Source organism: Nostoc sp. LEGE 12447 (assembly GCF_015206985.1).
Lineage (GTDB): Bacteria > Cyanobacteriota > Cyanobacteriia > Cyanobacteriales > Nostocaceae > Nostoc.
Map to the genome: position 1 here is coordinate 99426 of NZ_JADEXT010000001.1, position 20595 is coordinate 120020.

General features: G+C 41.4%; 22 protein-coding genes. 14 read left to right on the forward strand and 8 right to left on the reverse strand.

Features of this window, described 5'->3' with window-relative positions; all coding sequences use genetic code 11:
* Positions 1-496: 496 nt before the first annotated feature.
* Complete coding sequence (locus tag IQ274_RS00375; protein WP_163934832.1) at positions 497-1591, forward strand: phosphotransacetylase family protein; 1095 nt, start codon at positions 497-499, stop codon at positions 1589-1591.
* A 41-nt stretch (positions 1592-1632) separates the two neighbouring features.
* On the opposite strand, the gene IQ274_RS36215 is transcribed toward IQ274_RS00375, so the two are convergent.
* On the reverse strand, positions 1633-1914 hold the full coding sequence (locus tag IQ274_RS36215; protein ID WP_265578500.1) for a monooxygenase family protein: 282 nt from the start codon (positions 1912-1914) through the stop codon (positions 1633-1635).
* Positions 1915-1990: 76 nt separating this feature from the next.
* Positions 1991-2104, reverse strand: coding sequence for a monooxygenase family protein (locus IQ274_RS37665; RefSeq protein ID WP_322745171.1), 114 nt, complete (start codon positions 2102-2104; stop codon positions 1991-1993).
* Positions 2105-2245: 141 nt separating this feature from the next.
* Here IQ274_RS37665 and IQ274_RS00390 point away from each other — a divergent pair, with 141 nt between their 5' ends.
* The 3 genes from IQ274_RS00390 to IQ274_RS00400 all read left to right on the forward strand — a co-directional run bounded on the left by IQ274_RS00390 (position 2246) and on the right by IQ274_RS00400 (position 3921).
* Positions 2246-2749 carry a hypothetical protein gene (locus tag IQ274_RS00390; RefSeq protein WP_041565591.1) on the forward strand — a complete coding sequence of 168 codons (504 nt, stop codon included), beginning with the start codon at positions 2246-2248 and terminating at the stop codon, positions 2747-2749.
* 87 nt (positions 2750-2836) lie between these two features.
* The gene (locus tag IQ274_RS00395) at positions 2837-3235 is read left to right on the forward strand and encodes an MAPEG family protein (RefSeq protein WP_193867013.1); all 399 of its coding nucleotides are present in this window, start codon (positions 2837-2839) and stop codon (positions 3233-3235) included.
* 194 nt (positions 3236-3429) lie between these two features.
* Entirely contained in the window at positions 3430-3921 is a 492-nt protein-coding gene (locus IQ274_RS00400) for a YajQ family cyclic di-GMP-binding protein (protein WP_114086052.1), read from the forward strand.
* A 260-nt stretch (positions 3922-4181) separates the two neighbouring features.
* Here the strand turns inward: IQ274_RS00400 and IQ274_RS00405 are convergent, their stop codons facing one another.
* Positions 4182-4739 (reverse strand): glutathione S-transferase family protein, encoded by a 558-nt coding sequence (locus tag IQ274_RS00405; protein ID WP_193867014.1) that lies wholly within the window; start codon positions 4737-4739, stop codon positions 4182-4184.
* A gap of 6 nt (positions 4740-4745) precedes the next feature.
* Entirely contained in the window at positions 4746-5210 is a 465-nt protein-coding gene (locus IQ274_RS00410) for a hypothetical protein (protein WP_163934819.1), read from the reverse strand.
* 477 nt (positions 5211-5687) lie between these two features.
* On the opposite strand from IQ274_RS00410, the gene IQ274_RS00415 reads away from it, so the two are divergent.
* Complete coding sequence (locus IQ274_RS00415; RefSeq protein ID WP_193867015.1) at positions 5688-6425, forward strand: tetratricopeptide repeat protein; 738 nt, start codon at positions 5688-5690, stop codon at positions 6423-6425.
* Between the two features lie 313 nt (positions 6426-6738).
* Here the strand turns inward: IQ274_RS00415 and IQ274_RS00420 are convergent, their stop codons facing one another.
* Positions 6739-7149, reverse strand: coding sequence for a hypothetical protein (locus tag IQ274_RS00420; RefSeq protein ID WP_193867016.1), 411 nt, complete (start codon positions 7147-7149; stop codon positions 6739-6741).
* Positions 7150-7580: 431 nt separating this feature from the next.
* On the reverse strand, positions 7581-7670 hold the full coding sequence (gene psaM, locus IQ274_RS00425; protein ID WP_040630342.1) for a photosystem I reaction center subunit XII: 90 nt from the start codon (positions 7668-7670) through the stop codon (positions 7581-7583).
* Between the two features lie 200 nt (positions 7671-7870).
* On the opposite strand from psaM, the gene IQ274_RS00430 reads away from it, so the two are divergent.
* The 7 genes from IQ274_RS00430 (at position 7871) to IQ274_RS00460 (ending at position 15915) form a co-directional block, all read left to right on the forward strand.
* Entirely contained in the window at positions 7871-9139 is a 1269-nt protein-coding gene (locus IQ274_RS00430) for an FGGY-family carbohydrate kinase (RefSeq protein WP_193867017.1), read from the forward strand.
* A 444-nt stretch (positions 9140-9583) separates the two neighbouring features.
* Positions 9584-10189 (forward strand): hypothetical protein, encoded by a 606-nt coding sequence (locus IQ274_RS00435; RefSeq protein ID WP_228057958.1) that lies wholly within the window; start codon positions 9584-9586, stop codon positions 10187-10189.
* A 261-nt stretch (positions 10190-10450) separates the two neighbouring features.
* Positions 10451-11509 carry a BMP family protein gene (locus IQ274_RS00440; RefSeq protein WP_193867018.1) on the forward strand — a complete coding sequence of 353 codons (1059 nt, stop codon included), beginning with the start codon at positions 10451-10453 and terminating at the stop codon, positions 11507-11509.
* A 95-nt stretch (positions 11510-11604) separates the two neighbouring features.
* A complete protein-coding gene (locus IQ274_RS00445) occupies positions 11605-13071 on the forward strand; it encodes an ABC transporter ATP-binding protein (RefSeq protein ID WP_193867019.1) in 1467 nt (488 codons plus the stop codon).
* Positions 13072-13146: 75 nt separating this feature from the next.
* Complete coding sequence (locus IQ274_RS00450) at positions 13147-13791, forward strand: Uma2 family endonuclease (protein ID WP_193867020.1); 645 nt, start codon at positions 13147-13149, stop codon at positions 13789-13791.
* A gap of 48 nt (positions 13792-13839) precedes the next feature.
* A complete protein-coding gene (locus IQ274_RS00455; protein ID WP_228057984.1) occupies positions 13840-14901 on the forward strand; it encodes an ABC transporter permease in 1062 nt (353 codons plus the stop codon).
* A 75-nt stretch (positions 14902-14976) separates the two neighbouring features.
* Positions 14977-15915 carry an ABC transporter permease gene (locus IQ274_RS00460; protein ID WP_193867022.1) on the forward strand — a complete coding sequence of 313 codons (939 nt, stop codon included), beginning with the start codon at positions 14977-14979 and terminating at the stop codon, positions 15913-15915.
* Positions 15916-16158: 243 nt separating this feature from the next.
* Here IQ274_RS00460 and IQ274_RS00470 read toward each other — a convergent pair whose 3' ends face one another.
* Positions 16159-16422 carry a hypothetical protein gene (locus tag IQ274_RS00470; protein ID WP_179073646.1) on the reverse strand — a complete coding sequence of 88 codons (264 nt, stop codon included), beginning with the start codon at positions 16420-16422 and terminating at the stop codon, positions 16159-16161.
* Between the two features lie 250 nt (positions 16423-16672).
* Between IQ274_RS00470 and IQ274_RS00475 the strand changes: the two genes are divergently transcribed.
* Positions 16673-17128: a DUF2214 family protein gene (locus IQ274_RS00475; RefSeq protein ID WP_163933215.1), complete on the forward strand. Its 456-nt coding sequence runs from the start codon at positions 16673-16675 to the stop codon at positions 17126-17128.
* 289 nt (positions 17129-17417) lie between these two features.
* Here IQ274_RS00475 and IQ274_RS00480 read toward each other — a convergent pair whose 3' ends face one another.
* A complete protein-coding gene (locus tag IQ274_RS00480; protein WP_193867024.1) occupies positions 17418-18713 on the reverse strand; it encodes a chloride channel protein in 1296 nt (431 codons plus the stop codon).
* A gap of 451 nt (positions 18714-19164) precedes the next feature.
* On the opposite strand from IQ274_RS00480, the gene IQ274_RS00485 reads away from it, so the two are divergent.
* Entirely contained in the window at positions 19165-20436 is a 1272-nt protein-coding gene (locus IQ274_RS00485) for a carbamoylphosphate synthase large subunit (protein WP_193867025.1), read from the forward strand.
* Positions 20437-20595: the final 159 nt, after the last annotated feature.

Consider the following 20595-nt stretch of genomic DNA (forward strand, 5'->3'; position numbering starts at 1 on the left):
CCTGAGAAAAGTAATTAAAAAATATATTTATCATCGAAACTTACGCAAAACCTTAGCCAAAAAGAAAGATTTTTTTCTTAGGGCAATTCATGTAGACGCAAAGCAGATACTCCACCAATACTGCTCGGTTAAGGATTTTTAACTCAGAATTGGGTTTGGGGAAAAGATTAAAGCGTAAAGGTTAAAGGTTTTTTCTTTCCCCTTTCCCTTTTGCCCTTAACCGACAAGTATTGGGTACTCCACAAGTTCTCCAACGGAGTAACCGCAGGATATCCTACCGTGCGTGTAATTTTGCGTAAGTCCTATAAACAGACAGAATTCATTCTGACCAAAAAAGCGCATAGTGCAGTGGGAACAAGTCTACTTACCCCTGCTTATTTAGAAGATAATTATGGGAAACCTTAATTTGTGAGAGCGAAAGGCTTTTGCCAGAAGGAACTAGAATTAGGAAACACCTAGCTGGGTTCTTCTGAATTTTGAAATTAGGAGTGCATGTGTGCCAAAATCCCCTAAATATTTGCTGATTGGATCAACCGAGACCTACAGCGGTAAATCTGCAACTGTTCTGGGTTTGTCTCATCAGCTACAGCAAAAAGGACTGGATATTACCTACGGTAAACCGCTTGGTACGTGTCTAAATTCGTCTAGTGGAACCGTAATTGAGGAAGATGTCCAATTCATCGCTCTTAGCCTCAATTTGCCGGAAAACCGTGTTGCACCTACAATGCTGGCTTTGGATGAACTCAATGTGCAAAAGCGCTTACGAGGGGAAGACAAAACCGATTATCAGCAATCCCTAATACAGCAATATTTGCAAATGTCCCAAGGAGATTTGGTATTACTGGAGGGGCCTGGTGATTTTTCCGAAGGCAATTTGTTTGACTTGTCTTTGCTGCAAATGGCTGAAGTATTGGATGCTGGTGTGCTGTTAGTAAGCCGCTATAAATCGTTGCTTTCGGTTGAGGCGCTATTGGCTGCTAAAGGGCGTGTGGGCGATCGCTTGATGGGAGTTGTGATCAATGATATCCCTGTCACCCAACTAGAAGCGGTTAACACTCTCTTGCGTCCGTTTTTGGAACAGCAAGGGATTCCTGTGCTAGCTATGCTGCCGAGTAGCGATTTGCTCCGCAGTATTAGTGTTGGCGAACTGGTGAAGCAGTTAAAGGCTGATGTTCTTTGTCGCAACGATCGCATGGATTTGTTGGTGGAAAGTCTGGCAATTGGAGCAATGAATGTCAACTCTGCTGTCAAGTATTTCCGTAAACGCCGAAATATGGCGGTGGTGACAGGAGGCGATCGCGTAGAAATTCAGCAAGCCGCTTTGGAAACTTCTACCCAATGTTTAATTCTCACCGGGCAACTACCACCGCCACCGTTCATTCTCAGTCGTGCTGAAGAACTAGAAATCCCTATTCTATCTGTTGACTTAGACACTCTCACCACTGTAGAAATTGTTAACCGTACTTTTGGCCAAGTCCGTCTCCACGAGCCGATTAAGGTTCAGTGCGTTCGCCAGTTAATGTCTGAGCATTTTGACATTGACCGCTTGTTATCGAAACTGGGTTTAACTCCCGCAGCAGCATTGTCTTAACCTCATTAACTCAAATAATTGAGATCATCAATGCTCAGTTATCAGTTAGGAGGCTGTATTACTGGTAAAGGCATAACCAGCTCGTTGTCACCTCCCAGGCGACGGCGGGCTGTTTCCCTCCGCCCCATAGCTGGGACGTGCTTAGTTGCAGCAGCTAATCCAAAAACAGGCATATTTCCGTAAATCGCTTCATCTCTTCCCGGTTCGATTAAATAAGTTTCGTGCCAAATACCAACACTACCATCAGTACCCAATACTTTTCGGTTAAACCTAATAATCTCTCTTTTGATCTGGGGAAAGGGAAATTCAAACCCTTTCCCCATTACCCTTTAACCTTTCCCCCAAAAACCGAAAAGTATTGCATCAGTACCAATGGCTTGATTAAATCTTTGCCAAGTTTTATAGGTGTGCATCAGCTTGATTTCTGGCAAAATACTCCAAATCCTCAAACGATCGCCAATACTGAATCAGTCCTACCCCTCGTGGGTAGATAAATTTATTTATGAAACAAATTGGCTAACCTGGTGTAATCAAGCAATGGAGTTATTGAACCAAACAGTCGAAAAATTGTAGCAATGTCTAACTCAAGTTTTCCTCGCATCTACACGCTGTTTGGTAAAATATCTGGGTCGTTTAATCGGATTATGTCTATCTTTGAGCCAATCAACAGACCTTATTAACCTAGACACATTAGCGCAAGAACTGGCGACCATCCAGCAAACGGGTTCTAAAAGAATCGCCTTGTTGGGTTCTCGTCACGTTCCGATTACGCACCAGAATCTTATTGAAATGATGACTTATGCCCTAGTTTTATCGGGTAATCGCATCATTACTTCTGGTGCTACAGGTACAAACTCAGCTGCCATCAAGGGAGCAACGCGGGCTGATGCAAATTTGTTGACGGTGATTCTACCCCAAAGCCTGGAACGCCAGCCTTTAGAATCGCGCCAGCAGCTAGAACAGGTAATGCATTTAGTGGAAAATCCCAGTAATGATAATCTGTCTCTTGCTGAAGCTAGTTACTTGTGCAACAAGGAGATTGTCTCCCGTTGCCAGCAACTGATCTGTTTTGCGTTTCACGACAGTCGCACCCTGTTGCAAACTTGTCAAGATGCAGAAGAACAAAGAAAAGTGGTAACGCTTTTCTACTTTGATTAGTCATTTGTCATTTGTCTTTTGTCATTTGTATTTGACTCATGACCAATGACTGATGACTGATGACTAATAACCAACAACAATTAAGTGATGATAATTTTTTTGTACTCGATTGCTGCTGCTGTCGTTCTGATTTACCTGCCATTTTTGGTAGTAGCTTATGCCCGTGTGCGTATTGGCAAGGAAATGCTTGCTACTCCTCGCGCCATGTTTGATAAATTGCCGCCTTATGCTCAACGAGCTACTTGGGAACATCAGAACACCTTTGAAGCCTTTATGGTATTTGCCGCAGCCGCATTGATGGCTTATGTAACTGGTGTAAATTCCTTTACAGGACAAGTGGCTGCGATCGCCTTTGTGGTGGCTCGTTTGCTATACTCGATTTTTTATATTTTGAATATACCCCTTTTGCGATCGCTCATGTTTGCCATTGGTATGCTTGGCTCTACCACTCTCATCTTCTTGAGCATTATCCAAGCTACTAATTAAGTATGGAATGGCGAATGGGGAATGGGGAATTGGGAATTGGGAATAGGAACAAGCAAGGGAGTAGGGAGCAAGGGAGAGAAGTTTTCCCCTCAGCAAGAGCAGCACCCCGCCCCTCTGCCTCTTTTCAATAGCCAATAGCCAAGCCAAAATCCATACCCAATCTAAAATCCAAAATCTAAAATCTAAAATGTTTTATGGCTTCTACATTTTCCTTTGACATTGTGAGCGACTTTGACCGACAAGAGTTGGTTAACGCTGTCGATCAAGTGATACGAGATATCAAAGGTCGTTACGACCTCAAAGACACTCAAACTACTGTCGAGTTGGTCGAAGAAAGCATTAACGTTAGTACTGACAGCGAGTTTACCTTAGATTCTGTCCATACCATCCTGCGAGAAAAAGCCGCCAAGCGTAACCTCTCCCAGAAAATATTTGATTTTGGCAAAGTTGAATCAGCTAGCGGTAATCGCGTCCGTCAAGAAATCAAACTCAAAAAAGGCATCAGTCAAGAAATCGCCAAGCAAATTTCCAAATTGATTCGGGACGAATTCAAAAAAGTACAAGCCTCAATCCAAGGTGATGCTGTGCGGGTTTCTGCCAAATCTAAAGATGACTTACAAGTAGTCATGCAGCGACTCAAACAAGAAGACTACCCGGTAGCTTTGCAATTTACAAATTATCGTTAAAACATTTGCATGGTGGGTACTACCTATCCAAACTCAGTTTTGTGAAGATTTTTTGTTTGGATCTAAGACACGGTAGTTAACTTAACGCTAAAAGGGCGGTTAGAAACCGCGTCTACACAGGCAAAACCCGCCTGTGCGGGTTAAAAACCTTAATTTTCTCTTATCTTATCCCACGGAGGTGGGCTTTGTTTGTGTAGCCGCGTTCCCCCTTGGCGTGCCGGAGGCATCATTCCATTAGCCGAGGCTTAAGTTGACTAGAATCAAGTCCCTCCGCCAATACTTTTTTGAAATGCCGGACGCTCAGATAACTGCTTGATATAGTTCAACACCTCTGGGTAAGGGCTGAGGTCTAGCTTCAGCATGATGGGAATATAACTCAGAATAGAACCCACTCCCACATCAGCAACAGTGAACTCATTACCCAGCAAAAAAGGCTGCTTACTGAAAATTTCATTTAACGCATTCAACAAGCGGGGCATTTCTCGCTCCCGATTTGCTTCTACAAAAATCCCTGTAGCTAGGGTAGAATTGCCAAACAACACCCACTGGGAAAATACAGCACGTTCCTCTAATGAAAGTGGACTTTTACTGTACTTTTCAGCAAGATACAGCAAAATTGCCCCAGATTCCCAAAGCTGAAAATCCCCATCAACAATTGCTGGAACTTTACCAACTGGGTTAATTGCCAAATATTCAGGCTTGAGGTGTTCACCCGCCTGCATATCGAGTTTGACGAATTCGTAAGAAACTTGTATTTCCTCTAAATACCATTGAACAATTGAGGCTCGACTACGAGCGCCACCGTAAAGTTTGAGCATAATTACTTAAAGAACTTTGTGAGTGTGAGAATGTTGTTTAACGTTATCTTCTTTTGTTACAACCCTAGCGGCATTTAGCACCCGTTTGCGCTCAATGGAATACTTAAATTCAGTGTAGTTTGTGCCTAATGGAATCAGGGATTTTGCAGATTCACGACGCTTGTATGTACGAGCTGCTGCAAATACTCGCGGCACAAATTCCTCTCCAAACTGAGCCGACTCTGGGAAGCCATCTGGCAGGAATTGCGAATCGCCATCCAAGACAGATCCCAAAGTTGTTGCATGAGCCAGCTTATAGGAGGTAGGAATGCCTTTTAAAAGCGCTTCTAAAGCCGCAGAGGGAATCGGTTCTATGACTTCGATTTGATAAACTTCTCCATCTTCTTTGACGAAGCAGGTTGCCAAGCCGAGAACAATGTAGTCATCGGTTGCTAAATCAGGGGCATTGGGATAGGAAATTGCAGTTGTCATTGGAAAATTTCTCAAAACTTAAAAATTAAATCTAGATGCTGGGGCATGGGGCATGGGGCATTGGGCATTGGGAATTGGGCATTGGGCATTGGGCATTAGTTCTTTATTCTTTCTCCCCCTGCTTCCCCTGCTCCCTCATCTCCCTTGTCCCCCTCCGCCCCTCTCCCCTCTTTCTCATCTCTAAAAGAACGTCTTGTTGGCATTCTACCAATTTGTCGCTCTCACTACCTGACTAGTCTTTGAGATTGACATCTGCTATTTCTGGAATTGACCTCTGGGATCAAGTATCCATCATTAGGTTTGAGGAGCAATTGTTTATTTAGGACGTATATTTCTCTTGTGCGGCTAGGTAAAGTTCTCTCTTTAGATGGCTTTTTTGTAACCCTAAATACCTTAAAAATAGACACAGTGGTAAAAGCACTACCGAGCAAAAACTAGAATTTAATTTTACAAAGCAGGGATTTCAAGCAGGGAAAGATGAATATTCACTCATTTTTAGCTGACGATGACCAGCAAAGAAAGCAATATAAATGTGTTTTAAATAATACAAGCAAAGTCCAAGATCATAAGAAAAACGATCGCAGCGCATCTACTTTAGGGAATAACTACTTACGCTCTTTTGCTTTGAAGTCGGCTCAAGAAGGTGACTATGCTGAGGCGATCGCACTTTTAAGCCAACTAATTTACCGCCGTCCGCACAATGCCGTTGATTACAACAACCGGGGACTAATTTATTTCCAAAGTGGTGAAAGGCAAAAAGCGCTTTACGACTATAACACCGCCCTGAAACTCAATCCCTATTTGGCTAGTGCTTATAATAACCGGGCAAATTACTATGCAGCTTGTGGAGAATTAGCAACAGCACTTGCCGACTACGATCAAGCCATTGATTTGAATCCTGGCTATGTTCGGGCTTGGATTAACCGAGGCATTACCTGGCGTGAATTGGGGCGATACGAGGAGGCAATTGAGAATTTTGAGTTAGCACAGCTTTTCGGTCAACTAGAAGGTCATATCTGGGCTGAACGCGGCAGAACTTACCATCTTTGGGGTGACTGGAATTGTGCGATCGCTGATTATCGTCGTGCCCTCACCCAACTGCCTGCTCTCGAAACAACTAGGGACTTCACTGGTTCTCACTTGCGTTTACAAATCGAAAATTGGCTAAACGATTTGTTATCTCCTGAGCATCCTACTTCCTATTTGGTAGATTAGTTCTAAGTAAGTCGGCACAATAAAACCAAATTGCGTGAAGAAAAGTAAACAAGGCTCAAGCCCTTTTTTTACTGCTCCTTGTCCCTTGGCTGATCCCAAGGATAATTATTTACGCCGACTTACTTACTGAGAATTCAAAATTCAAAATAATTGATTAAATTTTGAATAGAATTTTACTAATAGATGATAACTACATAGCTATTCAAACATTAGCTATTAACCATTATTTATTAGCAATAATAAAAATTAGCACCCGGTTTTTACGTAGCCAAAATCACAAGAAACCTAAATAATCCCAAATTAGCCATTTAGCTTAAGGTGATGACTCTGTTTGTTCATCTTCTCTAAGATCCTTATTCATCAACACGACCCGACGCTGATTAGGAGCAAATCGGAATCCTTGTTGTTGCATAATTCTTTTAGTTTGCTGGGGATCGAAGTTACGACTAAATTCCACCTGTAAACCATCGACGTGTACTTCCATCAACTTGACTTCAGTATTAATTTCTCGCAACTTTTCTTGCTGTAACCAATGATGAGGCAAAAGTTGTGCTAAAGCAGATGCTGCAACGGCTGTAACTACAAGATTAACCGCTATCTTAGCTGTGCTTTCTAGTGCCATCACCTGGTAAGAACGTTGACGAAGATGCCGCTTTGGTCGAGGAATGGCCCGGCGTTTTTGTATAGGTTGTAACGGTGGTCTGGAGGGTTGAATCGCGTTCATGATGCTAAAAGATAACCTCGCTTAGTGAAGGGAAGCACTATGAAGAGTGCTGAGTGCTGAGTTATGAGTGCTGAGTAAAAAAATAACTAATCACACTCAGCATCAAATCAGTTCAGAGTAGCTAGTGCCTCGGCTTAGAGTGGGAAGGTTCATAAGTACTACTTTTTACTCATTACTTCTTCCTGGGCACTCAGCACAGGCTAAACGCCCCGCTACTGCTAACAGCACTCAGTACTCTTGAATGCTTGATTTAGCTGTCATATTACTTCATTTTTTCGAAATAGCTACAAGTGTTGCACCAGTTAAAAAATAACCTGGCTTACGTAAGTGCTAGTTTCCTCGCTACTGATGGCATAACGCCAAAAGAAGAAAGGAAATTGCACCCCGTACTGCCAGGATTATTAGCTTTTCAACTGTGTCACATCGTAGCCTTATTTGTAAAGTTCTGTGGCTAATCGCCAAGCTAGAACTCCTGGAATCAGCGCTACAACTAGAGCGATGTAGACTTGAGTGTCTGAGATGGAAGATATCTGAGCGATGTACAGAGTATCTAAGATAGGCATGGCTGAAAACCTCCTAACCTGAATAGATTTTGAACAGTTCGTTTACTACTTTTCCTTGTTTTGCCAGAATTGTGGAATATCTTGTTACAAGATGCAACAAAAGCAGTTATTAGTCAGTATTCCTTATTTATTCTCTATTAAAAAAATTTATAAAAATTATGAATTTGTATTTGGGTATCGACTTCGGTACATCTGGCGCACGCGGCGTGGTAATTGACGAGGAAGCCTATTGTATTCAAGCTGAGGTGAGATATCCTTTCCAGGAGTCAATAGCCATCGTTACGCCAAAAATTTGGCAGGAGGCTTTGTTTGTGCTGCTGGAACAAATACCTGACCAATTACGGCGAAAAATTAAAGCGATCGCCATTAATGGTACTTCTTCCACCGTCTTACTGGTTGATGCTGCTGGCAATCCAACAGACGCACCAATGATGTATAACGATGCACGGGGATCATTGCTGCTAGAGCATTTGAGGAGTATAGCACCTCCAAATCATACCGTGTTGAGTGCCACCTCCAGCCTAGCCAAACTTTTGTGGATGAGGCAATTACCCTCTTTTAGTGAAGCTAGATATTTTCTGCATCAGGCAGATTGGCTGGGGTTTCTCCTACATGGACAGTTGGGAATTAGCGATTACCATAATGCTTTAAAGCTGGGTTATGACGTGGAAGAGTTGAAATACCCAGAATGGCTAGAAAAACTGCAAATACCAATTCAGCTACCCAAAGTTTTAACTCCTGGGACTCCCATTGCCGAATTGCGTCCGGAAATTGTGGATAAGTTTGGTTTTAGCCGTAATTGCCTGGTATGTGCAGGTACAACTGATAGTATCGCGGCTTTTCTCGCTAGTGGGGCAAAATTACCTGGTGAAGCCGTGACTTCACTGGGTTCAACATTGGTACTAAAGTTATTAAGTCATACCCGTGTAGAAGATGCCAGATATGGGATTTACAGCCATCGGTTAGGGGATTTGTGGCTGACTGGGGGTGCTTCTAATACTGGAGGTGCAGTACTTCAGCAATTTTTCAGCAATGCTGAATTAGAAAGCCTTAGCCGTGAGATTGATCCATCAATTGCCAGCGAGTTAGATTATTATCCGTTGTTGAAGGTAGGCGATCGCTTTCCAATTAATGATCCCAATTTAGCCCCACGTTTGGAACCACGCCCAGATAACCCAGTGGAATTTTTGCATGGGTTGTTAGAAAGTATTACCCGCATAGAAGTGCGAGGGTATGAATTATTACAGCAAATGGGAGCAGACAAGTTAAGCCGTGTTTATACTGCTGGCGGTGGTGCGGCTAATGATACTTGGACTACGATTAGAGCGCGTTATTTGCGGATTCCTGTAGTAGTGTCAGTGTATACAGAAGCTGCTTACGGAACGGCGTTATTGGGTATGGAAGGCGTGAAAAAGAGTAACGTGTAACTATCTTTTCGTAGATATCTTCTAAATCAGTATCTCTCCCAGTGACAATCGACATATCTCAGACCATACTGGGATGATTAGATACCGGACTATAGATTCCAGGTTAATGATCTGGGCAGCTATTCGGGGATGGGTGCTTCGCCACAAGCGAATGTCATCTATCCCCTTTACTAATTATTGGTGTGAGTTCTGAGGGATTAGGAGAAAAAGGTTTTTTAAGAAGGTTTGACTTGTGCGATCAAGATTATCATCTAGGGAAAAGGTGAGGCTGCTGACTCGGATTTGATCGTTTTTAATATTTAGTGGGTGTGTCAAGTCTTTGGGGTATCAAAAAGGCTTGTTCGCATTTTGTTGTGTTGGCGTAGCTTAAGGCTAAAATAATGCGACCAAATTTTAGTTTGATTTATAGATGATACGATCGCAGTAAAAGTACTTTAGAGAGCTATGACAATAAAAAAGCGCATTGAGCTTAATCAAGGATGCTTCCTTAATCCTGCAAATAAAAAGATAGTTATCAATTTAGCAAGTAAAGATATTTTAAATATAATCACACAAGAATTAAAAACTCGTTATTCACCAGAAACTCAAAAGCAAGCACTTGAAGAGAGTTCCCAGTTGTTGCCAAATTTTGTATTTCAAGAATTATTAAAACGCCAAGAGGAGCTAGTAAACGTTAACCCAGATACTTTAATAGTGGTTAAATGTAACATCACAGAGGCAGAAGTCGATGAGTTAGAATTTAATTTAAGTGTCGAAGCATATTTTGTAATTGGAGATACAACAGGTCAAAATCATTTTCGCGCTAATAGGATAATACTTTGGTCGAATATATGGAGTGATGATGAACAACTCCTTTTCGATTTAGAAGATGAACTAGGCGAAAAATTCTGGACAGATTATCAAATTCAATTGCTCTTTGATGAAGAGAATCAGCAAACAATTGAATTAGAAGTATCACAAACAGATGATTATGCAGCAAGATTAGAATTTTCCCCATCTCTTCAAGAGTTTTTACCATCCATAGTTCCCTTTACGGTTAATGAATTATAAAATTTATTCACCGTATTGATTATCAACCAATCACTCAGAATGGTAATCCCGGCTCTTCAGGGCTGCAAATGAGTTATTTACGATTGGCTGGTGGTTTTATAAGTAATAAAATATCGTATAAATCACTGCTGTCTTCAAACAGTCAAGGTAATGCGATGATTTTGCTGAATTTAGAAATTCGGGAGAAATTGTTTCCAAAATAGCACCTACGACTTTAGAGTGTTGAAATAACTCAAATAACTATTTATCTGAAGGCGAGGTATGACAACAAACTTTAGTCGGCGTGAATTTATCTTGTTTGGTTCAGGCGCGTTTGCTACCAGCTTAGTGGTACAAGCTTGCAGTAATAAGCCGACGACACCAACAGCGACAACAACGGGTGGTACTGAAGGGTTTAAAATAGCGATCGCTCTCCCTGGCACGATTACCGACAAAGGCTGGAATCAATCTGGTTATGAAGGAATCAATCTAGCAAAACAAAAGCTAGGTGCAGAAACTGCCTATGTCGAAAAAGTAGCACAAGCAGATCAAACAGAAGTATTAACAGATTTTGCTCGTAAAGGGTACAATCTCATCTTCGCGCATGGCGGACAATTTGATGCCGCAATTGAACAAGTCGCCTCACAGTTCCCCAACACATTTTTTGTAGGAGTAAATGGTAATCTCAAGGGTGAGAATATTGCTTCTTTACGAATAGATCACCTACAAGCTAGTTATTTATGTGGCATTATCGCTGCTTTTGTAACTAAATCTAATAAATTGGCTTATATTGCTGGAGAGAAGTTTCCCGCTACCGAGGGAGAACTGCGGGGATTTGAATTAGGGGCAAAATCTGTTAAACCAAATATCCAAATTACTTCTACTTTTACAGGTGATTGGAATGATGTTGCCAAAGCGAAGGAAGCGACTCTAGCATTAATTTCTTCCGGTGCTGATGTTATCTATCAATGGTTAGATAATGCTTCAGCCGCAGTTTTACAAACAGCAGGTGAAAAAGGAGTATATGCTTTTGGTAATACCAATGATCAATTAGAGGTTGCACCAAAAGCTGTTTTAACCAGCGCTGTCAAACGCTTAGATTTAGCCATTGCTTACCTAGCAGAATTAGGTAAACAAAAACAAATCAAAGGACAAATATATACAATTGGTTTGGAAAGACCAGATATATTATTTTTAGGGAAATTTGGGGCAATCATACCGGAAGCGGTTAAGCAAAAGGTATTGAATGCAAAGCAAGAAATTGTTAATAAAAAAATTGTTTTTGAAGACTGCAAAGAAGCTGGTAAAGATACGCGCTGTGTGAAGAAAGCAACAACATAAGTTTAGCAGACTATATTAAAAACCTTTTGTAGTTAAGACTTTAGTCCAGATTTGGAGGACTAAAGTCCTCACTACGAGCTATCAGTTTTGTGAATATGAACTATTTACGCTTAAACAATATTACTAAACGCTTTGGGTCTTTTATTGCTAACGACAATATCAACCTCTCTGTGGCATCTGGAAGCATTCATGCAATACTAGGCGAAAATGGGGCAGGGAAGAGTACTTTAATGAATATTATTAGTGGACTCTATCAACCTGATGCTGGTGAAATTTATCTCCAAGAACAACCAATAAAAATTACTTCACCAAATGAGGCAATTAAATTAGGGATTGGCATGATTTACCAACATTTCATGCTTGTGCCGAAATTGACTGTCACAGAAAATATCATCTTAGGGATAGAGAAAACTTGGCGGCTAAATCTACAATCCAAACAGCAAGAAATCGCCGCTTTATCCCAAGCTTATGGATTAGAAATTGACCCTACTGCCAAAGTTGAAAATTTATCTGTTGGGGTACAACAACGGGTAGAAATTCTCAAAGTTCTCTACCGTCGAGCAAAGTTGTTGATTCTTGATGAACCTACAGCAGTTTTGACACCGCCAGAAGTAGAATCATTAATTGCTATCCTGCGCCAATTGGCAGCCGCAGGCAACACAATCATTTTTATCAGTCATAAATTAGAAGAGGTAATGAATCTCTGTGATTCAGTAACAGTTTTGCGCCAGGGAAAGGTAGTAGGAACAACATCAACTGAAGTGGCAACACCTCAGCAGTTAGCAACATTAATGGTAGGACGGGAGGTAGCTTTACAGTTAAATAAAAGTCCGACATTGCCAGGAAAAATCATTCTGTCGGTGCAAAATTTGCAAGTTGCTGACGAAAGAAATATTCTTGCTGTAAATAATGTATCTTTTGAACTGCGGGCGGGAGAAATTTTAGGAATTGCTGGTGTCGATGGCAATGGACAGCGAGAAGTAGCTGATGCCATCGCTCTTGTGCGGACTATTAAGCAGGGTAAAATTGAGTTTACGCACAAGAATTCTTTAGTGGGCTACATCCCAGAAGATAGGCAGACAATGGGATTGGTGTTGCAATTTAGCATCGCCCAAAATTTGATTTTAAAAGCTTTTAAATATCTGCCATTTTGTCGCCGTTTTTTGTTACAACAAGAAGCGATCGCTAATCGTGCCCAAGCTGCAATGCAAGAGTTTGACATTCGGGCGAGTGGGAAAGATATCTTGGTAAGTCAGCTTTCGGGAGGAAATCAACAAAAAGTGGTGTTAGCGCGAGAACTGGCGCAAACACCAGCTTTAATTATCGCTATGCAACCCACAAGGGGATTAGATGTCGGGGCGACAGTAGCCGTCCAATCTCGAATCTTAACAGAACGCGATCGCGGTGCGGCAATTTTGTATATTTCTACTGAGTTAGAAGAAGTGATGGCAATGAGCGATCGCATTGCAGTAATCTACAGAGGTGAGTTTGTGGCTATTTTGGATGCCGCTACAGCGAAGGTGGAAGAAATTGGTTTGTTGATGGCTGGGGGATTTTCTTGATAAATTTACTAAACGAAAATCTAAATCAGTAGACAATTAACAATAAAAACAGAAAAAATTCATAAAGGTGACTCTATGACTCAAGCTTTACCTAAAACCAAGCTAGTAACCTTTGAAGAATTTGTACAGTGGAAACCTGACGGGGGGCGATATGAACTGCATGATGGAGTAATTGTAGAAATGACACAACCATTAGGCGATCATGAAGAGATCAGAGGATTTTTAGCTACAAAAATTCCAATCGAATACGATCGGCTTAAACTTCCTTACTTCATACCAAAAACAGCACTCGTAAAACCACCTGAAAATGAATCCGGTTATTCTCCAGATGTATTAATAATCAATCGCTCCAATCTGGTAAATGAACCTTTGTGGAAAAAGGAATCTACTGTTACTCAGGCTGCATCAATTCCTCTGGTGATTGAGGTAGTTAGTACCAATTGGCGTACTGACTATTACACTAAGCGTGGCGTGTATGAAGAAGTTGGTATTCTAGAGTATTGGATTGTAGATTACCTAGCTCTGGCAGGCAAATCGTTCATTGGCAATTCCAAAGAGCCTACAATATCGATTTATTCACTAGTTGAGGGCGAATACCAAGTCAGACAGTTCCGTGGGAGCGATGCCTGCGGCGGTAAACAACGCATTATCTCACCTACTTTCCCGGAATTGAATTTAACCGCCGAGCAAATTTTTCAAGCTGGAAACACTACCACATAAATTCCCAGTTATGCCTCAGTGCAAGCGTTCTATTGGGTTAGGCTCGTGCTGACACTAATTAATCGGATTCATCCTAGATTGCTACCCCTACTATCACCGCTAATTGCGATTGCCTCCGCCCTCATCGTCGGTGCTATCCTGATGCTAATTGCTGGGGCAAATCCCATCACCGCATACAGCATCTTATTTCAAGAATCTCTTTCTACCTACTTTGGATTTGGTAACACTCTCACCAAAATGACACCGCTATTGTTCGCTAGTTTAGGCGTATTAGTGGCGTTGCGGGCTGGGCAATTTAATATCGGTGGTGAAGGACAAATTTATCTAGGTGCGTTGGGAAGTACTTTAATTGGGTTATATGTGCAAGGATTACCTGCGGTGATTCATATCCCTTTAGCACTTTTAGCAGGATTTGTTTTTGGTGCAGTTTGGGGTTGGATTCCTGGTTATCTCAAAGCCATACGCGGAGTGAATGAGGTAATTACTACATTGTTGCTCAACTATATTGCAGTGAATTTAGTTAGCTACCTCGTCCAAAATCCATTAATGGCAGCAGGTGCGCCTAGCCCTTATTCCCCATTAATTGCCAAAACATCCCGCTTGCCGATTATTTTACCGCAAAGCCTCGCCCACGCTGGGATTTTATTCGGTTTAATTGCCGCAGGTATTTTATGGGTATTGTTAGTGCGATCGCCTCTAGGTTATCAAATGACAGCAGTGGGATTTAACCCCATTGCTGCCCGTTATGCCCACATATCTGTTGAACGTACCATTATGCTGGTAATGGCTGCTGCGGGTGGTTTAGCTGGGTTAGCTGGGAGTTGTGAAGTGATGGGGTTGAAATATCGGCTATTTGAACAAGTTTCACCAGGTTATGGATTTGATGCCATTGCGATCGCTTTTTTAAGTCGTGGTAGTGTTGTCGGTGTAGTTTTAACTTCTTTGTTTTTCGCAGCGCTTCGCAGTGGTGCAAATGTGATGCAGCGTAGTGCAGGTGTGCCGGTAACAGTGGTTTACGCAATTCAGGGGTTTATGGTGTTATTTATTGCTATCAGTTTCGCAGTCGAAAGAGAAATAAGAGTAAAAACGCAAAGGGGCGCAAAGGTTTAACGCAGAGGAACACGGAGAAAACTCTGCGATACTTTGCGCTTCCCTCTGCGAACCTCTGCGTTAAAAAATAACTCTATGAATAATCTAAACTTCTTCTCTGATTACTTAATAGCTACTTTACGTCTAGCCGTACCCCTAGCATTTGCAGCCCTTGGAGGATTGTACTCGGAACGATCCGGGGTGTTAAATATCGCTTTAGAAGGAATGTTGCTTACAGGTGCTTTTACTAGTGCTGCGGCTACTTTCTACACTGGTAATCCCTGGCTTGGTATCCTTGCTTCCTTGATTGTTGGGGGATTAGTCGGACTACTCCATGCTGTTTTGTGTGTAACTTTGCGTGTCGATCAATTGGTGTCTGGGCTAGCAATTAATCTTGTTGCAGCTGGATTAACATCGTTTTTAGCCCGGTTAGTGTTTAGTGGCAGTAGTACACAGCAGTTACCTGGAATCGGGGCAATTATTATTCCTGGTTTAGCCAATATTCCCCTAATCGGGCCGCTACTATTTCAGTCAGATTTTTTAGTATATTTATTATTTATCTTAGTTATTTTAACTACATACCTTTTATTTAAAACTAGCTTTGGGCTGACATTGCGGGCAGTGGGTGAATCTCCGAAAGCTGCTGACACGGCTGGAATTTCAGTACGAAATATCCGTTATATCGCTGTGGTGATTAGTGGCTGTCTTGCAAGTTTAGGAGGTGCTTATTTAACCCTGGTACAAGTAAGATTTTTTGCCGAGGGGATGAGTGCTGGTAAGGGATTTATTGCGATCGCAGCATTAATTTTTGGCAGATGGCATCCTGTAGGTAGTGCTTTGGCTTGTTTGCTGTTTGGGGCTACAGAAGCTTTACAACTGCGAATTCAGGCATTAGGGGCAAATATACCTTACCAATTTTTAGTCATGCTACCTTATGCGATCGCTTTATTGGCATTAGTAGGATTAGCGGGAAAATCTACACCTCCTAAAGCTTTAGGTACTCCCTACTTTGGAGAAAATCGCCACTCAGACTAATTTAAAGTGAAATTCTGGATCGCAAGGGTAAGGAGGCAGGAGGCAGGAGGTAATCCCCATAAATAAATTTAGGGGATTTATAATGGACGCTGTATTTTTTGCGCTACGCGTCTCAAAATACATACATTTTTTTACCTTTATTCATAAATAAATTTAGGGGCTTTAAACCCGTTTGGCAGAGGGCAAAAAATATATTTTCTTCCTCCTGCCTTCTGCCTCCTGCCCTCTGCCTTTCTTCGGTAATTAAGATACTTTCGTTTGCTTCCATAAGATGAGTTTCAACTCAGAACAATTACAAGCCCCATCACTAATTTCTCCTTCGCGATCAGCTAGCCAATCATAAATTTGTGCAGCTTTTGCCAATGCCACTTTTTCTGAACGATAAAGCCGAGGAGTAGGGCAGTAGGCATGGCCATTGATATGTATAGCTACAATCTGCCAATAATCGCTCTCTGGTACAATTTCTAAAAACCCGTTACAGTAAGACTCGATTATTCCTATATTCATCTACACCATCAAACTTTTTAACGTTGGCCACAACAAAGCCGATGCCAGCTAATTTTTGAAATTCGAAGCTGGAATCACCAGGGAATGCAGTAACAACCCCTGTTAATGATTGTGGGTTCGTAGTCAATGAAAATCTGAATTATTGGTCACTTTTTAGCTAGTTGTCTTAGTGCTAATTTGAGCTTGATGATGAAAGTTTTCGCATCAAAAGCAATATCAAAACAGTAAACTAGCAAAAACTAAAAATAATATGTGGATAAGTGCCATAGTTGCGTACTTACATTATTTAAGCTTCATGTTGTGTTTTGGCGCTCTGGTATCAGAAGCATTGAATTTAAAAAAAGAATTGAGTTTAAATGAGGCTTGGAAGATTGTCATAGCTGATGCAGTATATGGTATATCAGCAACTGTCGTTCTTGTCACAGGCATTTTACGTGTTATCTACTTTGGTAAAGGCACGGTTTACTATTTAAGCAACCCAGTTTTTTACGCCAAAATTGTGGTTTTCATCGTGGTGGGTTTGCTATCTCTCTATCCCACTATTTCTTTCATTGGTTGGGTGAAAAGTCTGCGACAGGGACAAGCACCCAAGCTAGAATTACTAAAACTAAATCGTCTCATCTGGCTCATTAGAATTGAATTGGTTGGTTTTACCCTAATTCCTTTATTAGCAGCAATAATGGCAAGAGGAATAGGTACAAACTAGGCTAAATTACTCTTCGGTCAGTAATACAGTTTTGGTAAACAAAAGAGTCGAAGTTACACGCAAGAAGCGATCGCCATCCTAAAAATCAAGCGTTCATCAGGAAAATCAAAAGGCGATCGCACTTTGGCAGGTAAATAAGTTAGTGTGAAAAAACTAAGTATGTTACGAAACGTAAATAGGCTTAAAATCCTTACTAATGACCAATGACAAAGGACAAATGACAGCCTTAGCCGGTTAACTTTAGTTTCGCCAACCTACTTAAATTAACCCAATACCCCTAGCTAACCTTTCATTCAGTAGCTTCTCTCCGGGACTTTAGTTGAGATGCAATCAGAGGAACTTTGGGCGAGAGAAAAAATCCAATCAAACTGGCAAAAAGGATTGGTGTAAAAGGACTTAAGTTAGTCAGTTTTGACAGCAGCAGAGTTGTACTTATAGGTGTGCGCGTTACGGCTGCATTGACGGCCGCCATTGTACAAATCATGGCAAGGGCGGGATTAAGCCCCGGAATTAACACTGCTACTGCTTTACCAATACAAGCACCAGTGAAAAACAGAGGGATGATGAATCCACCGCGCCACCCACCTGTTACCGTAATGCTAATGGCTGCCATTTTACCAAGAGCAAGAGTTAAGAGAAAAATAGCACCAAAGCTAGTAGTGAGGACTGGCTCTAATTCTTCATGTCCAAAATAACGGGTTAGGGGTAATAAAGCTGCTAAAGTGCCAAGCCCAAATCCTGCTAATGTTGTGCGTACATAAATGGGGCCTGGAATTCTAGCAAACAAGTAATCGCAGCCCCGAAAAATGCTCATAAAAATCCATCCCGCCACCGCCCCAATGATTCCGAATACGATCGCGATCGCAAAATCATCAATTTTTTCTAGGTGGTACTGGGGAAAATGCCAAGTGGGTGCAATTCCCAAATGCGTAATCGCTGCAAATACCAGATAACTCGCGCAACTTGAAACAATGGCTGGCATTAAGGCTTCGTAATATTCCACAATATGCTCATGGTGCAAAATTTCTAACGCGAACATTGCACCGCCAAGAGGTGCGCCAAACAACGCTGTGAAGCCAGCCGCCATCGCCGCTAAACTCAAAGTTCTGAGGTCTTCACCCTGGAGTTTTAAGCGATCGGCAACCCAAGTACCAAAAGAACCCGTTACTTGTACTAGTGGCGCTTCTGGCCCAGCACTACCGCCTGCCGATATGCTGATTAGAGAAGCAAGAATCATTGAGGGATTTTTGCGAACATCTAAGCGTCCGCCACGAAAATGGATATTATCAACAACTACGGCGATTTCACCGGGATTTCCCAGGAAATGAATCACCAGCCCAATAACTAAACCGGCGACTGGCATCACTATCAGCAGGCTAAAACCTTCAAATCGTTGCAGATAGTGAGTTAAAAATTCTAAAACATTCCAGTAAAACGCAGCGAATAGACCACCAGCAGTACCTACAGCTACCCAGAGGAGCACCCACTGCGAAATCATCAGGGGATTACGTTTTACCAGTCCAAAAAGTTGAGCAAATGTCCAGCGTTGAGTTTGATTGCGAGCGGTGGCCTTTTTTGGTAACACTGTTTATTTCCTATTTGTGAAACGAAGAATATCGAATATTACGTTTTTTATCGTAAAGGCTATTTAGTTTACTGGATCATCTTTGGTCTATGAACCATTTTAGAGGAGCTTTCTTTTGATGGAATTATCTAGCTAAATTTCTTATTTCTCTTGATAGATTAAATCAAAACTAAAAAAGACCAAAATAAAAAACAATATCCATATTTGAAAATCAAACTATAAATTGTTAGTTTTATGCAAAAGATTTATGCCAATATTCAGGGCATCAAAGCTAGTCAGAACAAAAAACTACAAGAGCTTTAGGAACAATCTCAAGCAGCAGATAGATTAATTACACCAGAATTTGCTAAAACCTCAGCTTTCTTTGTATTGGCGTTATTTATCAATCCAATAGGCTTGTTTTATAGAAACAACCGCATTCACAAATGAATGCAATTTATCGGAGGAATTAATGAACTCAAAATATAACTTTCAATACTTTCAAGGCAGTTCTCTTTCTGACTTGTTTGCTCAAGATATCACAGATGGATCTTATGGATTTATCTTAAATTATCCTGCAACTGCGAGTTGGGCTGCTTATCCCAACCGGAAAAAATATTTTATTCAAGATGGTAGTAGTGAAGCCGGCAAAACCTCCTTCGACAAGATTTGTCAGAAAGAACCTTGGAAAAATCTGGCTGTCTTAGGCGATCGCATTCCCGGAATTGTGATTATTCCGCCACCAAAGCCCCTGCTTGAATACTGGCAAGAGCATTTCGGATTCAAGCACTCCAATATTGAGATGATGGATTGCTCGACTTATTTAGACGATCTCAGCCACAGCGAACGCTTTGATAAACTCATCACTCTATTTCCCTTCGATTGTCTAAAACCTGAAAAACACGCTGTTACTTCAGACACCCATTACCGTTTACTCAGCAAAGTAACGCTAGACGAACTAGGGGTGCAATGTCCAAAATACAAGAGCTACAATCTGCACCAAGTCAATATCGCAGACATTCAGTTACCACAATTTCCCTACTTAATTAAAACGTCCCACGGACTCTCAGGAGAAGGCACTTATATCATCAAAAGTCCCAGCGATCTAAACTACTGCCTTGAAGAAATTAGGAAATATCTTGATATTAAGTTGCTTGATACGATTATTGTCTCAGAGTTCGTCAAGAATGAGGTGCAGAATTACTGCGTACAGTTCTATGTCAACAAAGCAGGGGAGATAACTCTTATCGGCACTACTGGACAACTCGTCACTCCAGAAGGCAACTATTTAGGAGGAGTTATTGACTACGGTAAAACTGACATGAGCAAGTTCTTTGAAATGATTGCCAACATTGGTGATTATGCTCACAAACAGGGATATTTTGGCGTGATTGGCTTTGATGTATTGGAAAACCAAGACGGACAATTTTACGCGATCGATGCCAATTTCCGAGTTAATGGTTCTACTCCGTTGTGCTTGCAGCGTCATACTCTAATGGGACTGGGAAAAGAAGTAGCTAAATACTCCAGCAGCTACCGAATGGAGGGAACATTAGAATCAATCCTCATAACCTTGAAACCAGAATTAGATTGTAAAGACTTGATTATTTTATCGGCTTTAGAGAAGGCTAAATACGGAAAAATCTATACCGATCTCTATGCGATCATTGCTGGAGAAACTATCGAACAAATGCAGTATATTGAGCAGCATTTACAGACTAAGGGATTACAATTACTCTCTTAAATATCCTGATATATAGGAATCCTATTTGATTTTCAAAAAACTCCGTACTACTCAAAAAGGCTTCTTTCCTATTGCCTATTGCCTCTTGCCTTTCCACGCAAGTAAGTATGGCTACACCACCCTGTGCGAACAAAAATCAAAGCAGATTCCTATAGAAAA

Coding starts and splice junctions, on each gene's coding strand:
- IQ274_RS00450 (WP_193867020.1), top strand. CDS start 13,147: ATGACTCAAGCTTTACCTAAAACCAAGCTAGTAACCTTTGAAGAATTT.
- IQ274_RS00405 (WP_193867014.1), bottom strand. CDS start 4,739: ATGCTCAAACTTTACGGTGGCGCTCGTAGTCGAGCCTCAATTGTTCAA.
- IQ274_RS00415 (WP_193867015.1), top strand. CDS start 5,688: ATGAATATTCACTCATTTTTAGCTGACGATGACCAGCAAAGAAAGCAA.
- IQ274_RS00395 (WP_193867013.1), top strand. CDS start 2,837: ATGATAATTTTTTTGTACTCGATTGCTGCTGCTGTCGTTCTGATTTAC.
- IQ274_RS00440 (WP_193867018.1), top strand. CDS start 10,451: ATGACAACAAACTTTAGTCGGCGTGAATTTATCTTGTTTGGTTCAGGC.
- IQ274_RS36215 (WP_265578500.1), bottom strand. CDS start 1,914: ATGGGGAAAGGGTTTGAATTTCCCTTTCCCCAGATCAAAAGAGAGATT.
- IQ274_RS00445 (WP_193867019.1), top strand. CDS start 11,605: ATGAACTATTTACGCTTAAACAATATTACTAAACGCTTTGGGTCTTTT.
- IQ274_RS00400 (WP_114086052.1), top strand. CDS start 3,430: ATGGCTTCTACATTTTCCTTTGACATTGTGAGCGACTTTGACCGACAA.
- IQ274_RS00430 (WP_193867017.1), top strand. CDS start 7,871: ATGAATTTGTATTTGGGTATCGACTTCGGTACATCTGGCGCACGCGGC.
- IQ274_RS00460 (WP_193867022.1), top strand. CDS start 14,977: ATGAATAATCTAAACTTCTTCTCTGATTACTTAATAGCTACTTTACGT.
- IQ274_RS00435 (WP_228057958.1), top strand. CDS start 9,584: ATGACAATAAAAAAGCGCATTGAGCTTAATCAAGGATGCTTCCTTAAT.
- IQ274_RS00485 (WP_193867025.1), top strand. CDS start 19,165: ATGAACTCAAAATATAACTTTCAATACTTTCAAGGCAGTTCTCTTTCT.
- IQ274_RS00470 (WP_179073646.1), bottom strand. CDS start 16,422: ATGAATATAGGAATAATCGAGTCTTACTGTAACGGGTTTTTAGAAATT.
- IQ274_RS00475 (WP_163933215.1), top strand. CDS start 16,673: ATGTGGATAAGTGCCATAGTTGCGTACTTACATTATTTAAGCTTCATG.
- IQ274_RS00420 (WP_193867016.1), bottom strand. CDS start 7,149: ATGAACGCGATTCAACCCTCCAGACCACCGTTACAACCTATACAAAAA.
- IQ274_RS00410 (WP_163934819.1), bottom strand. CDS start 5,210: ATGACAACTGCAATTTCCTATCCCAATGCCCCTGATTTAGCAACCGAT.